The sequence below is a fragment of the Clostridium sp. ZBS15 genome (assembly GCF_023845705.1).
Lineage (GTDB): Bacteria > Bacillota > Clostridia > Clostridiales > Clostridiaceae > Clostridium > Clostridium aquiflavi.
In genome coordinates this window covers 50,850-66,768 of sequence record NZ_JAMQHY010000007.1, presented here as the reverse complement: position 1 = coordinate 66,768, position 15,919 = coordinate 50,850, and the positions used below count along the sequence as shown (strand labels likewise).

The following is a 15,919-nucleotide window of genomic DNA, read 5'->3' as shown; positions in this document are numbered from 1 at the left end:
TAATAAGATAGATGAAAATAAATATTGAAAAAATTATTTTATTAATACCACTTATTTTTATATTACCTATGTTTTTTGAAGATAAATTAAGAGGGGTACTAATGGCAGAACCAGTTGCAGATATACTAGCAGCAGTATCAACTATAATTTGTTTTATAATTTTTTCAAAGAAATTATTTAATATTAAAAAGTAATAAATAAGAATATTTATAAGGATTGAATCAACTAATTTATAAGTGATTCAATTCTTTTTTTGCATAAATAAAGCATATAATTTTTGAATTTAGATAAGTCAACTCTTTTTATTAAATTATAAACATTACAAAAGGAATAGTTATATGAAAAATTTGATAAAATAAATATGTTTAAGAAAGAAAGTTAGGTGTAAATAAATATGAAAAAAGTTTCGAAAAGATATATACTTATGTTGAATTTAATTGTTATGTTTGCATTTAATATGGCACATCCCGTTACTCCAAGGTTAATTACAGAATTATCATTACCTTCTTTTATGTTTGGTATATTTTTTGCTTTTATGTCTATTGCAACATTTATTTCATCTCCAGTTTGGGGAAAGCTATCCGATGAAAATGGAAGAAAAAGATATTTAATATATGGTGTTTGTGGATATGGAATAAGTCAAATTGGTTTTGGTTTTTCAAAAAATACAATATTCATATTAATCTTTAGATTATTAGCAGGTGCCTTTGCAGCAAGTTATATAACAGTTTCAATGGCATATATAACAGATATAACCAATAACAAGAATCGGATAAAGTATTTGTCATATTATTCTGCTTTTGGTTACGTAGGAAGTTCTTTTGGATCACTTATGGGAGGTGTAATAGGAAGCAATAAATATAAATTAACATTTTTATTTCAATTTGTTGTATGTTTGATAATAACCTTGTTAATAAATTTTTTTATAGGAGAGAGCATAAGGACACCATCTTTGACTATAAACAAAAAACTTAAAATATATGAAGGTGAAAAAATTAAAATAAATCTAAAATCTGTACTAGGAATTATGATAATAGCAGTTGCATTAACTTCTTTTTCAACAACAAGCTATAATTCAACAATAAATTATTATGTTGAAGCAGTTTTAAAGTTGTCACCTAGTGTAATTGGTATAGTGATGTTTGTATCAGGAATGATAGGTCTTATAATGAATTTTTTTGTAAATCCTTATTTAGCACAAAAATTTAATGAAAAGAATCTCTTTAAAGCAGTTGTAGTTTTTTCAGGAATATCTCTTATAATAGCATCATTAATAGAAAATTTAATTATTGCAATAATTTTTGTGATAATTTTTTTAGCATTTATTTCTTTAATAATACCTATACAACAAAGTATAATATCTAAGGAAGCTAACAAAAATTATGGTATGATAATGGGAATGCAAAATTCGTCTAAAGCATTAGGAATGGTAGCAGGATCTTTATTTTCAGGATTTATATTTAATATTGGAAGTAAGTTACCTTTTATAATAGCTGGATTAATATTAATAATTACATATTTTATATTAATTTATACAAAAAAATTTAAAGACGATGAATTTCCAAATTGCAAGAATTTTTGATAAAAAATGATTAGTTTTATTAAAAACTATTGTATTATATTGAGAACGTCTCAATAAACTATAATTTATTTGAATAAATAAAGTTTATATGTTATAATTTCAACATTCATACGAAAGGCTCGTATATTTTCGATATAATGGTTGAAAAGTTTCTACCTGCTATCCGTAAATTAGCAGACTACGAGGTATTGTTAAAATTCTTGATTAATTATTATCTAGAAATGCAACACCTCAAATTTTATAATTTGAGGTGTTTTTTTGTTAGATTTATTTAAACATATATTAGTTATTTACGCGTCTTTAGGTATGATTATTTTTACTAAGAGGGGGATAAATAACATGCAATTAGAATTAGAGCAAACGAAAATGCCTAAAATGAAAGAAGATAATTTGTTAAAAAATCAAGAAGATATACAATTACTTTATGGTATTGATGACAAACCTAATTTAACTACTCAAATATTATTAGCATTTCAAAATATATTTGCAGCATTTGGAGGAATTATAGTTGTCCCATTAGTTATTTCAAGTGCATTAGGATTTGACACTGCAACTTCAACTGCTCTTATGAGTGCAACGATTTTAGCTGCTGGAATAGCTACAGTTATTCAATCTAGAGGAGTTGGGCCTGTAGGATCAAGAGTAGCATGTATAATGGGAACAGATTTTACCTTTGTTTCACCATCTATAGCTGTTGGAAGTGTTTTTGGAATTCCAGGTATTATAGGTGCAACAATTTTGGGCTCATTTGTAGAAATAATTTTAAGTTTTATAATTAGACCACTAATGAAATTATTTCCACCATTAGTTACAGGAACAGTTGTATGTTTAATAGGTCTTACATTACTTCCAGTATCTATGGATTGGGCAGCTGGTGGTGTAGGTTCATCAAGTTATGGCAGTATAATGAATATTTCAATAGCTATGTTAGTAATGATCGTTACACTGCTTTTAAATAGATATGGAAAAGGATTAGTGAGCAGTGCTTCAATTTTAATTGGTATGGTAATGGGGTATATAATATGTATACCACTTGGAATGATGGATTTTACTACTGTAAGAGAGGCAACCTTTTTATCATTTCCTAGAATATTTTCATATGGTGTAACTTTTGATTGGAAAGTAGTAATACCTTTTATTCCCGCATATTTTGTTACTACAATAGAAACAGTTGGATGTTTAAAAGCAATAGGCGAGGTTTCTAAAATAGATATGGATGATAAAAGAGTTGGAGCAGGGGTATTGGCTGACGGAGTTGGAAGTATGTTAGCAGGAGTTGTTGGAACATTTCCTAATACTTCTTTCAGTCAAAATGTAGGATTAATTCCATTAACAAAAGTAGCTAGTAAATATGTTGCAATGATGGCTGGAATTATATTGATTATATTAGGCTTTTTTCCTAAGTTTGCAGCTTTAATAAATATAATACCATCACCAGTTTTAGGCGGTGTAGGAATAGTTATGTTTGGTACTGTTGCAGCATCTGGAATTAAGACTTTAAGTAGAGTAAAGTTAAATAATAGAAATTTATTAATAATAGCAACATCAATAGGTCTTGGAGTTGGAATTACATTCCGTCCAGATTTTATAAGTCAATTACCAGAAGGATTAAAAATGATATTCTCATCTGGTATTTCAACTGGAACTATTGTAGCTTTAGTTTTAAACTTAATATTAAAAGATGAAAAAAGTGAGGTAAAATAAAAATGGAAAATTTACATAAGCGTATATTAGAAGAAGGACAGGCACTTTCAAATGAAGTGTTAAAAGTAGATTCATTTTTAAATCATCAAGTAGATGCTGATTTAATGTATGAAATGGGCACATATTTTAAAAATTACTTTAAAGATCATAATGTAACTAAAATATTTACAATTGAAAGTTCAGGAATTGCACCAACTGTCATGACAGCTATGCAAATGAATTTACCAATGGTAATATTAAAAAAACAAGCATCTAAAATATTAAATGGTGATGTTTATCAAACAACAGTACATTCATTTACAAAAGGTACAGATTATGAACTTACACTTCAAAAGAAGTATATAAATGAAGATGATAATATATTAATTATAGATGATTTTTTAGCTAATGGAGAAGCAGCACTTGGAGCGGCAAGATTAGTAGAAGGTGCTGGAGCTAAAGTTGCTGGAATTGGGATTGTAATAGAAAAATCATTCCAACCAGGTCCAAAACTTTTAGAAGAAAAAGGATATGATTTATATTCTTTAGCTAGAATAGAAAAGCTTGAAAAAGGAATCATAAAAATTAAAAAATAATTCTTTTAAAATTATATATGCATAACTAAAACTAGAATCGTAGTTAGATTAGTATTAATTATGAATTCTAGTTTTTGTTATTACTTTATTCTTTTGAAAATTTTATTACTAATTAATTTTTGTATAACTAAAACACATAGCATAATTTACTTTATTATAGAACACTTGGTAAATTTATATATTTTATGTTAGTATTGTACATGGAGTTTTTTAGATATTTGTAGTTATTTATATAGACAAAAGGGGGGAGAAATAGTGACAATAACAAAACAGTTAATAAACATAGTAGAAGATAAAGTATTTCTTCGTAAAACAATAGCCATTGCTATTCCAGTAACTATACAAGCTTTACTTAATACAACATTAAATCTTATAGATACTATGATGATAGGGCAATTAGGGGAAACCACCATTGCAGCTGTAGGACTTGCTAACAAAGTCTTTTTTGTATTTACATTATTATTATTTGGAATTGTAAGTGGATCATCAATATTAACAGCTCAATATTGGGGTAAAAAAGATATTAAAAATATAAGAAAAGTACTGGGAATATCTTTAATTATAGGTTTACTTGGAGCAATAATATTCGTTATTCCAAGTTTAATATGCCCTAATTTAGTTATGAGAATTTTTACACCAAATGAATCAACAATAGGTATAGGAGTTGCGTACTTATCAATTGTTGCATTAAGTTATCCATTAACAGCAATTACTAATGCTTATATTTCTTTATTAAGAGCTGTAAATGAAGTAAAAGCACCAGTTGTAATAAGTTTATTTTCAATTTTAATTAATGCAGTTTTAAATTATACATTAATATTTGGACACTTTGGTTTTCAAGCATTAGGGGTGCAAGGCGCTGCTATTGGAACTTTAATTGCTAGGATAGTTGAATGTATTAGTGTATTAAGTGTGGTTTACTTAAAAAATGGACCAGCTGCTGCAAGATTAAAGGAATTAGTTGATTTTAATAAAGAGTTTATAAAAATGTTCTTTATTACAGTATCTCCAGTTATTGCAAATGAGTTTATGTGGGGACTCGGAGTAACTATATATTCACTTGTATATGGAAGAATGGGTGATGGAGCAGTTGCAGCTATCACTATAACTCAAACAGTTGAACAAATAGCAGTAGTAATATTTCAAGGTATTAGTGCAGCAACAGCTGTTATTTTGGGAAATGAATTAGGCGCAAATAAACTTAAAAAAGCAGATATACATGCAAAATATCTTCTTATATTGCAATTTATAGCTACTTTATTTATAGGAATTATATGCTTTTTAACAAGATGGCCATTAATACATTTGTTTACGGTGACAGAATCAGTAGCAGTAGATATAAGCAAATGTCTAATAGTATTTGTATTATATTTACCTTTTAAAATGTTTAATTTAGTTAATATTACTGGAGTTCTTAGAAGTGGAGGAGATACTAAAGCAGGACTTATTTTAGATTCTACTGGAGTATGGCTTATAGGAATTCCTTTAGCTTATTTAGGCGGAATATTTTTATCATTACCTATTTATTGGGTTTATGTACTAGTATTAGCAGAAGAAATTTATAAATTTGTTTTAAGCTTTAAAAGATATAAAAAAAAGAAATGGTTAAAAAATATTGTTGAAATATAATGCAGAAACTAAATTAATATATAGCCTTATCAGATGATAATACAATAAGTTTAATATATGATAAGTTCACAGAATATGATTTGAGGGATAAATATGCTAAAGCAAGAAGTATCGAATGAATAAGAAAAGAATATTGGATTTTTAGAATTTAAGAATCTTAGAATTTAAGAATCTTAGAATTTAAGAATTTGCTTATACGATGCAGGATAGAAGGTTTAAAAATTAAAAAAAATTATTACTGAGTTTGAAATATCGTTACTTTAAGTTATAATTATAGAAAATATAAAAATAATATGAGGTGAGATTAATATGGGAAAAGGGTTATTAGATCCAAAAGTAGATTTTGTGTTTAAGAATATATTTGGTTCAGAAAAGAACCCACAAATTTTAATATCATTTTTAAATGCCACATTAAAACCAGTAGAAAAGATAAGTAAGGTAGAAATAAAAGGCGTTGACATAGAAAAACATTTCATAGAAGATAAATATTCAAGACTAGATATTAAAGCTATAACTGATAAAAATGAAATAATAAATGTAGAAATACAGCTTAAAAATGAACATAACATGATAAAAAGAAGTATGTATTATTTAAGCAAAATGTACGAGGAACAATTGGCAGAAGGAGAAGATTACTCAAAGCTTGAAAGAACAGTTTGTATAAATATTTTAAATTTTAAGTACTTAAAGACTGATAAATTTCATACAGGATACAGGTTAAAAGAAATTGAAAGTAACGAAGAGTTAACGGATATAATAGAAATGCATTTTATAGAGATTCCTAAATTGCAAGATGATAGCGATGAAAAAGATATGCTAGTAGCATGGACAGAATTTCTTAAGGATCCTGAAAGTGAAAAGGTTAGAAATTTAGAAATGAGTATTAAAGAAATTAGAGAAGCAAAAGATGAATTGATAAAAATGAGTAATAATAGCAAGCAAAGAGAAATCTACGAAATGAGAGCTAAAATATTAAAAGATAAGGTAAGTGCACTTAATAAAGCCAGACAAGAAGGTATTGAACAAGGAATCAAAGAAGGGCAGTATAAAGAAAAGATAAATATAGCTAAAAATTTATTAGATGTATTAGATAATGAAACTATAGCTATTAAAACTGGATTAACAATAGATGAAATACAAAAGTTAAGATAAATTATAATGTTTTAAATTTTGAAGTATTACTGGAAATTTTGACTTTCAGTAATGCTTTTTTTATACTTAATACTTCTAAATTGTTTTATTTTAAATATATAAACTAAGAATATTTTAATCAATAAAGAAAATAATAGTAATGTTAAAATATAATTTTGAAATATAACCTTTAAAACATTTGAAATGCTTATAATATGTTCTTTTATAATAATGCGAACTTTAAGTTTTAATAAAGTAATGTTTTATTAAAAGATTATCTTTGAAAAACAATGATTTAAAGATAATGTTGTTAATGATAAAAGTGTGGTGAATTCTAAATTTTAAGAATTAAAACACTTTTCGTAATAAAATTATTGGTATTGAAATTAAAAGAAAAATAATAACGAATATTAAGTGATAATTTTAGTCAAATGTGCTATAATTTTTATAATATTATCAATTAAATTAATTAAATCAATCAAATGTACTGTAATTATAATATAAGAAGAAACAAAGGAGTGTATTAATTGGGGAAGAAATTTAAAAGAGTATTAGTTGCCAATAGAGGAGAAATTGCAATAAGAATATTTAGGGCATGTCATGAACTTGGAATAAGAACTGTTGCTATATACTCAGAAGAAGATAAACGTGCTCTTTTCAGAACTAAAGCGCATGAAGCATACCAAATAGGCAAAAATAAGGGGCCGGTAGAAGCATACTTAAATATTGACGAGATTATAAAGCTCGCATTAAAGAAGAATGTAGATGCTATACATCCAGGGTATGGATTCTTATCTGAAAACCCTGAATTTGCAAGAAGATGTGAAGAAGTAGGGATAGAATTTATAGGTCCAAAATCTGAAATGATGGATCAATTAGGCGACAAGATAAAATCAAAAATAGTTGCTAAAAATGTTGGAGTTCCTGTAATACCAGGAGTAGAAAAACCAATAAATTGTGAAAAAGAGGCAATGGAGATTGCTGGTATGTGCGGTTATCCAGTTATGATAAAAGCTGCTGCTGGTGGCGGTGGAAGAGGTATGAGAATAGTAAGGCATGAAAATGAGCTCGTTGATGCATTTTTAAGTGCCAAAAATGAAGCTAAAAAGGCCTTTGGTATAGATGATATGTTTATTGAAAAATACATAGAAGGACCAAAGCATATAGAAATTCAAATTTTAGGAGATAAATATGGAAATGTAGTTCATCTTTATGAAAGAGATTGCTCTATTCAAAGAAGACATCAAAAAGTTATTGAAATTAGTCCAGCTTTATCTTTAACTCAAGAAAAAAGAGAAGAAATATGTGCTGATGCATTAAAAATAGCTAAAGCTGTTGATTATAGAAATGCAGGGACTTTAGAATTTTTAGTAGATATGCACGGAAATCATTATTTTATAGAAATGAATCCAAGAATTCAAGTAGAACATACAATAACAGAAATGACTACAGGAATAGACTTGGTTCAAAGTCAAATTTTGGTAGCTCAAGGTTATCCATTAAATTCTAAAGAAATTGGGATATATTCTCAAGAAGATATAAAACCAAGAGGTTACGCTATTCAATGTAGAATAACTACTGAAGATCCATCAAATAATTTTGCACCTGACACAGGAAAGATAGATGTTTATAGAACTAGTTCAGGATTTGGTATAAGACTAGATGGAGGAAATGGCTTTGGTGGTGCAGTCATAAGTCCTTATTATGATAGTTTATTAGTGAAAACAACAGCGTATTCAAGAACTTTTGAAGATGCTGTTAGAAAATCAATACGTGCAATAAAAGAGTCAACAATTACAGGCATAAAAACAAATGTAGACTTTTTAATAAATGTATTAAATAATGAAACATTTAAAAAAGGTGAGTGTGATACTAACTTTATATCAGAAAACCCACAATTGTTTGATATATCACCACAAAACGATAGCGAATATAAATTACTTAATTTTATTGGTGAAAAGTTAGTAAATGAAACAAAAGGAATTAAGAAAGAATATGATGTTCCTGTAATTCCTATAGTAAATTCTTTAGATGGTTTATCAGGAACTAAGCAAATATTAGATGCAGAAGGTCCTGATGGGGTAGTCAAATGGATAAAAAATCAAAATAAATTATTGCTTACGGACACTACAATGAGAGATGCTCAACAATCATTAATGGCTACTCGTGTTAGAAGTAAGGATATGAAAAATATAGCTAAGGCAACAGCTGTATATGGAAATGACTTGTTCTCACTTGAAATGTGGGGTGGAGCTACTTTTGATACTGCATATAGATTTTTAAAAGAATCTCCATGGAGAAGACTTGACTCATTAAGAAAAAGAATTCCTAATGTTATGTTCCAAATGCTTATTAGAGGTGCTAATGGGGTTGGATATAAAAACTATCCAGATAATGTTATAAGAGAATTTATAAAAGAATCAGCAAACAGTGGAATAGATATATTTAGAATATTTGATTCACTAAATTGGTTAAAAGGAATAGAAGTATCTTTAGAAGAAGTACTAAAAGCTAATAAAATAGCAGAAGTTGCACTATGTTATACAGGTGATATTTTAGATGAGAATAGAGATAAGTATAGTCTAAAATACTATGTAGATAAAGCTAAAGAAATTGAAAAAATGGGTGCACATATACTTGCAATAAAAGATATGTCTGCATTGCTTAAACCTTATGCAGCTAAGAAACTTATAACTGCATTAAAAAATGAAGTTTCAATTCCAATTCACCTTCATACACATGATACTACAGGTAATGGTGTTGCAACTGTATTAATGGCAGCAGATGCTGGAGTTGATATTATTGATACAACTTTTAATAGTATGTCAGGACTTACAAGTCAACCAGCTTTAAATTCAATAGTTGCAGCTCTTAATAATACTGGAAGAGATACGGGAATTGATATACGTGGAATTCAAAAATTATCTGATTATTGGGATGCAGTAAGACCTGTATATGATCAATTTGAATCTGATTTAAAATCAGGTAGTGCGGAGATTTATAAATTTGAAATTCCAGGAGGACAATATTCAAATTTAAAGCCACAAGTTGAAAGTTTTGGACTTGGACATAGATTTAATGAAGTGAAGAAGATGTACAAAAAAGTAAATGATTTACTTGGAGACATAATAAAGGTTACACCATCTTCAAAAATGGTTGGAGATATGGCTATATTTATGGTACAAAACAATTTAACTCCTGAAAACATATATGAAAAAGCAAAGAATATGGCTTTCCCAGATTCTGTAGTTTCATATTTTAAAGGAATGATGGGTCAACCAGAAGGGGGATTTCCTGAAGAATTACAAAAACTTGTTTTAAAGGGAGAGAAACCTATTACAGTTAGACCTGGAGAACTATTACCACCAGAAGATTTTGATAAAATTGAAAAATATTTAAAAGGAAAATATAAATTTAAACCATGTAAAAGAGATATACTAAGTTATGCTTTATATCCAGATGTATTTGAAGATTTTATAAAGTCAGTGCTAAAATATGGGGATGTAAGTCTTATGGGAAGTGATGTATTCTTCCACGGCTTATCTGAAGGTGAAACAAGCGAAATAGAAGTTGCTGAAGGTAAGATTATGATAGTTCAGTTGATTGAAATTGGGAAATTAGACAAAGAAGGTTATAGAACTATTGAATTTGAAATAAATGGTAATAGAAGAAAGATAAAGATAAAAGATAGAACTGAAAGAGCTACAAGCATGTTAAGTTTAGATAATCCAACTAAAATGGTAGATTCATCAAATAAGCTTGAAATTGGTGCAAGTATTCCAGGAAATATAATAAATATACTTGTAAAAGAAGGTCAAGAGGTTAAAGAAGGAGAAAGCTTAGTCGTGATAGAAGCAATGAAAATGGAAACAAATATAGTTGCTAGTTGTGATGGTGTTGTAGAATCTATTTTTGCAGAAGAAGGAAAACAAGTAAAAACTGGTGAATTGCTAGTAAAACTAAAATAAATTAGTAAAACTAAAATATATGAATAACGAAAAAACAACTTGATTATTAAATTAAATAATCGAGTTGTTTTTTATTTTGTTTTATATATTAGATAGCAGTGTATTCTTTTAAACATTTTAAAGATGATTTTTCTATATTATACATTTAGTTTTAAATTTATAATATTTTTTTCGGTTAGTAAATATGTATAACGTTTAATATATCTATTTGGAAAAATAATATAGAAAAAATTATTAAATATTAATAATGAAATATAAAAAATAAGTTTTTAAATAAAAATAGTTGTTGAATATTATAATTATTTTTGGTAATATATCATAAATTATAATAAGCAAATTTATAATACTAGCTACCGTAAATAAAAGAAATGGGGATGCTTATTATGTTATTTAAAAATATTACAATGATTGATGAAAATTTTAATACTATTGAAGGAACTAATATTTTAGTAGAGGATAATAAAATAGTATATATTGGAGAAAATATTCAGGAAAACTATGTTGGTGAAGTGTATGATGGTAAAAATAAGGTTGCAATGCCAGGATTTTTCAACACACATTGCCATGTACCAATGACTTTACTTAGGGGATATGGCGAAGGTTTACCTTTACAAAGATGGTTAACTGAAAGAATTTTTCCATTTGAGGCTTTACTTACAGATGAAGACTGTTATTGGGGTACTTTACTTGGAATATCTGAAATGATAAAAAGTGGGGTAGTATCTTTTACTGATATGTATTCTCATCTTGAATCTTTAGTACAAGCTATTGATGAAACAGGAATAAAAGCAAATATTTCAAGTTCATACTTAAAAAATGATGATAATAATGATTATTTTAAACATAATTCATATAAAGAAACAGAATTTATAAGAAATTATGCTAAAAGTTCTAAAAATGGAGCTATTAAAGGTGATGTATCTATACACGCTGAATATACTTCATCAGAAGAGTTAGTAAAACAAATTTCTGAGTATTGCAATTCTACAGAAATGAATATGCATATACATCTTTCAGAAACAATACTTGAGCAACAAGCTTGCAAAGAAAGACATGGGGGATTAACTCCAGCTGAATATTTTTGTAAATGTGGAACTTTTAATAGTAAAACAACAGCAGCTCATTGTGTTTTTCTTGAAGGTGATGATTTTAATATTCTTAAAGAAAATAATGTTACAGTATCACATTGTCCAACTAGTAATTTAAAACTTGGTAGTGGAATAGCGCCAGTGAAGACTATGCTAGAACATGGAATTAATGTGAGTATTGGAACTGATGGTGCAGCAAGTAATAATAATCTTAATATGCTTGAAGAAGTTAATCTTGCAGCTTTATTACATAAGGGTGCTAATAATGATCCATTATTCTTAAGTTCAAAAGAAATACTAAAAATATCATGTTTGAATGGTGCAATGTCACAAGGAAGAGATGATTGTGGTTGTATTAAAGTAGGAAATAGAGCGGATATTGTTGTTTATGATTTCAATAGTCCTCATATGCAACCAGTACATGATGTTTTAGCAAATATATTTTATTCTTCACAAGCAAGTGATATTTGTTTATCTATGATAGATGGAAAAGTTGTATATAAAAACGGAATATTTACAACTATTGATATAGAAAAAGTTTATTATAATGTTAATAGAATTAAGAATGAAAAAATTTCTAAGTTAAAATAGAAATTCTATATATTAATAAAGTTTTGGCGAGAAAAATTTTAGATTTAAAGTAAGTTTTTCTCGCTATTTTCTTTATATATAGGTGTATTTTAAAAAGAATTATTTACATTAAATATATTAAAAAAAGTTAATATAATGTTGACTTTATATTTTTACTATGATATTATATGATTTAAATAATACGGTAGCGAAATTTATAATTTGCATTTTAATTGAATAATAAACAATCATTAATTAAATAATATTTTAACTTATATAAGTTCATAATAGGTTGAACGTTTCTACCAACTACCATAATAGTTGATTATAAGTTAATCCTTTTACGGGATTGCTATATTCAAATTTTTATGAGTGTTGTTTTTTTGTACATAAAAATAGAATAAATTGATAAAATATAGTAAATTCTCGTACAAATACTTTATTTTAAAATTGAAAGTGGTTACAAAAAATAGAATTTATATTACTTGACAAATAAAAAATATTTATCTATAATTGTAAATAATTTAATATATACATAGCATAACGAAGATTTATATTTTATATATTTCGGAGTATGAGATTTAAAGAAAAGCTTTGAAAAGAAAAAGTAGAAATTAGTTAAGCCAAACAGAAAGTTGCCGGATGATGAGAGGAACTTGGAATTCTAATTTTGAATACATCTTAGAGCTTCAAACTGAACAGATTTAAAATCTAATTAGGTGAGACGTATCCTTGCACACGTTATAGTGCTAAAGTATATCCATAAAATATGGCGTACTTGAAGAGGTTAATTATGTGAGTAATTAATAAATTAAGGTGGTAACACGAGATATACTCTCGTCCTTTATAAAATAAAGGATGAGAGTTTTTTTGTTATCATATTTTATCGTGTATATTTAGAAATGCGAATGTGAGAGAAGTTATACACAACTAAAACTAGCCTTAATAATTTTTATTAGCTTTTATAAATCTTATAGAACTTGCTTATATTAAAAATTTTAAATATAAGGAGTTATGATATATGAAAAAGACAATTGATGAACAAATTAAAATTATAGCAAAGGGAGCAGCAGATATTATAAGCATAGAAGAATTAAAAGAAAAGCTTATCAAATCTGAAAAGGAAAATAAACCATTAACAATTAAATTAGGTTTAGATCCAAGTGCACCAGACATACATCTAGGGCATGCAGTTGTTTTAAGAAAAATAAAACAACTGCAAGATTTAGGACATAGAGCTGTTATTTTAATTGGAGATTTTACAGGAAAAATTGGAGATCCAACAGGTAAGTCAAAAACAAGAAAGCCATTAACACAAGAACAAGTTTTAGAAAATGCAATGACATATCAAAAACAAATTTTAAAAGTTTTGGATAAGGAAAAGACAGAAATTAGATTTAATAGTGAATGGTTATCTAAGTTAACATTTGAGGAAGTATTAAAGCTAGCAGCAACTACTACAGTTGCAAGGATGCTTGAAAGAGATGATTTTAAAAATCGTTATAGTACTAATGCACCTATTGGTATCCATGAATTTTTTTACCCTTTGATGCAAGGATACGATTCAATTGTATTAAAAGCTGATATAGAGCTTGGAGGAACAGATCAAACTTTTAATATTCTTATGGGAAGAACTTTACAAAAAGGCATGGAAATGGAACAACAAATAGCAATATTTATGCCGATTTTAGAAGGATTAGATGGAGTGGAAAAGATGAGTAAAAGTCTTGGAAACTACATAGGAGTAGATGAAAAAGCAGAAGTAATGTTTAAAAAGATTATGGAAGTACCAGATAGTCTTATTATAAAATACTTTGAATTAGCAACGGATGAACATCCAGATAGAATTAATGAGATAAAAAGTGATCTTGAAAATGGAAAAAATCCTAGAGATATAAAGTTAGAACTTGCTAAAATTATTACAAGTTTATATCATTCAGAAGAAGAAACAAAGGCTGCTATTGAATATTATGAGCAAGTATTTAAAAATGGAAATTTACCAAGTGAAGTGCCAGAAATAAAAGTACCTATAGATATTTTTAAGTTAAAAGAAATAAGTAAGATTTTGGTAGGAGAAGGAGTTGTTCCCTCAAATAAAGAGTTTAGAAGACTAGTAGAACAAGGTGGAGTGCAAGTAAATACTGAAAAGGTACTAGATTTTGATAATATTAAAATAAATGATAATGATATCCTAAAAATAGGTAAAAAGAAATTTATTAAGATAAAAAAGCTATAAGTATTTTACAATATTAAGATTTGCGGTTAATATAGTAGTATATAATAAATTTAACAATGGAGGAAATGCTATGTACAATAAAATAATGGAATCAGTAAATTACATTAATGAAAACGTAAAAAGAAACCCTAAAATTGCAGTAATACTTGGATCTGGATTAGGAGATTTAGTTAATGTTGTAGAAGATATAGAAAGTATATCTTATGAAAAAATACCTAATTTCCCAGTTTCTACAGTTAAAGGCCATGAAGGAAAATTAGCTTTTGGAAAAATAAATGGTGTTGAAGTATTATTAATGCAAGGAAGATTTCACTATTATGAAGGATATAATATGAAAGAAGTTACATACCCAATATATGTAATGAAACAATTAGGAATAGAAAAAATAATAGTAACAAATGCTTGTGGTGGAATAAATACAAACTTTGAACCAGGAACATTAATGATAATAAATGACTTTATAAACTTATTTGGAACAAATCCATTAATTGGAGTTAATGATGAAAGATTAGGAACTAGATTCCCAGATATGTCAGAGCCATATAAAATAGAACTTATGAATAAAGCTAAAAAAGTTGCTGATGAGTTAGGAATAAAATATGATGAAGGCGTTTATGCTGGATTTATGGGACCATACTATGAAACAGCTGCTGAAGTTAGAATGATAGGAAAACATGGCGCTGATGCAGTAGGTATGTCAACGGTACCAGAAACAATTGTTGCTAACTATTTAGGAATGGATGTATTAGGAATAGCTTGTATTACTAATATGGCAACAGGAATACAAAAAGTTAAACATTCACATGAAAGAGTAGTAGAAACAGCTCAAAAAGCATCAGCTAACTTATGTAAATGGGTATCAAAAGTTATAGAAGTTATATAACTTAAATATAAAAAAAGATAGGGGATTTGTATTTAGTGAAAAATATATTTTTCTATGAAACAGTTATTGGGAATATAGGAATAGCGGACAATGGAAGCGCTATCACAAATTTATATTTTAATAGAGATAGTGTTGCTGAAGATATGATTTTAATTGAAACTGATCTTATAAAAAAAGCTTTCACTGAGCTAGAAGAATATTTTTGCAAAAATAGAAAGTATTTTGAAATTCCATTAGAGCCATATGGTACTGATTTTATGAAATCTGTATGGAGTGAATTGCAAGATATTCCATACGGAAAAACTTGTACTTATGGAGATATAGCTGAAAAAATAGAAAATCCTAAGGCATCAAGGGCTGTTGGTCTTGCTAATAATAAGAATCCAATTCCTATCTTTATACCATGTCATAGAGTTATTGGGAAAAATGGTAAGCTAGTTGGGTATTCAGGTGGTTTAGATATAAAAGAAAAGCTTTTATATTTGGAATGTTCAAATAATAAGACTGTGTCTTAGTAAAATGTTTGATATATGCATAAGTAAAATGGACTGAG

10 protein-coding genes, 1 pseudogene, 2 riboswitches and 1 other annotated feature are annotated in these 15,919 nt (G+C 27.4%); all 11 genes and pseudogenes read left to right on the top strand.

The window, feature by feature from the left end:
- Window positions 1–23: 23 nt before the first annotated feature.
- Window positions 24–194: pseudogene (locus NG904_RS03145) on the top strand (MATE family efflux transporter); the annotation flags it as partial.
- A 200-nt stretch (window positions 195–394) separates the two neighbouring features.
- Window positions 395–1,582: an MFS transporter gene (locus NG904_RS03140; protein ID WP_252229722.1), complete on the top strand. Its 1,188-nt coding sequence runs from the start codon at window positions 395–397 to the stop codon at window positions 1,580–1,582.
- Between the two features lie 99 nt (window positions 1,583–1,681).
- Window positions 1,682–1,783, top strand: a riboswitch (purine riboswitch).
- Window positions 1,784–1,921: 138 nt separating this feature from the next.
- Window positions 1,922–3,286, top strand: a complete 1,365-nt coding sequence (locus NG904_RS03135) for a uracil-xanthine permease family protein (protein ID WP_252229720.1) — start codon at window positions 1,922–1,924, stop codon at window positions 3,284–3,286.
- A gap of 2 nt (window positions 3,287–3,288) precedes the next feature.
- Complete coding sequence (locus NG904_RS03130; protein WP_252225352.1) at window positions 3,289–3,861, top strand: xanthine phosphoribosyltransferase; 573 nt, start codon at window positions 3,289–3,291, stop codon at window positions 3,859–3,861.
- A gap of 255 nt (window positions 3,862–4,116) precedes the next feature.
- Window positions 4,117–5,490: an MATE family efflux transporter gene (locus NG904_RS03125; protein ID WP_252212366.1), complete on the top strand. Its 1,374-nt coding sequence runs from the start codon at window positions 4,117–4,119 to the stop codon at window positions 5,488–5,490.
- Between the two features lie 309 nt (window positions 5,491–5,799).
- On the top strand, window positions 5,800–6,642 hold the full coding sequence (locus NG904_RS03120; protein ID WP_252229718.1) for an Rpn family recombination-promoting nuclease/putative transposase: 843 nt from the start codon (window positions 5,800–5,802) through the stop codon (window positions 6,640–6,642).
- Between the two features lie 506 nt (window positions 6,643–7,148).
- Window positions 7,149–10,589, top strand: a complete 3,441-nt coding sequence (locus NG904_RS03115) for a pyruvate carboxylase (protein ID WP_252229716.1) — start codon at window positions 7,149–7,151, stop codon at window positions 10,587–10,589.
- Window positions 10,590–10,972: 383 nt separating this feature from the next.
- Window positions 10,973–12,268, top strand: coding sequence for an amidohydrolase (locus tag NG904_RS03110; RefSeq protein ID WP_252229714.1), 1,296 nt, complete (start codon window positions 10,973–10,975; stop codon window positions 12,266–12,268).
- Between the two features lie 231 nt (window positions 12,269–12,499).
- Window positions 12,500–12,595: riboswitch (purine riboswitch) on the top strand.
- Window positions 12,596–12,832: 237 nt separating this feature from the next.
- Window positions 12,833–13,095: a binding site (T-box leader), on the top strand.
- 173 nt (window positions 13,096–13,268) lie between these two features.
- A complete protein-coding gene (gene tyrS / locus NG904_RS03105; RefSeq protein WP_252229712.1) occupies window positions 13,269–14,483 on the top strand; it encodes a tyrosine--tRNA ligase in 1,215 nt (404 codons plus the stop codon).
- 70 nt (window positions 14,484–14,553) lie between these two features.
- Entirely contained in the window at window positions 14,554–15,366 is an 813-nt protein-coding gene (locus NG904_RS03100; protein WP_252212362.1) for a purine-nucleoside phosphorylase, read from the top strand.
- A 35-nt stretch (window positions 15,367–15,401) separates the two neighbouring features.
- Window positions 15,402–15,881, top strand: coding sequence for a methylated-DNA--[protein]-cysteine S-methyltransferase (locus tag NG904_RS03095; protein WP_252229710.1), 480 nt, complete (start codon window positions 15,402–15,404; stop codon window positions 15,879–15,881).
- Window positions 15,882–15,919 lie beyond the last annotated feature (38 nt).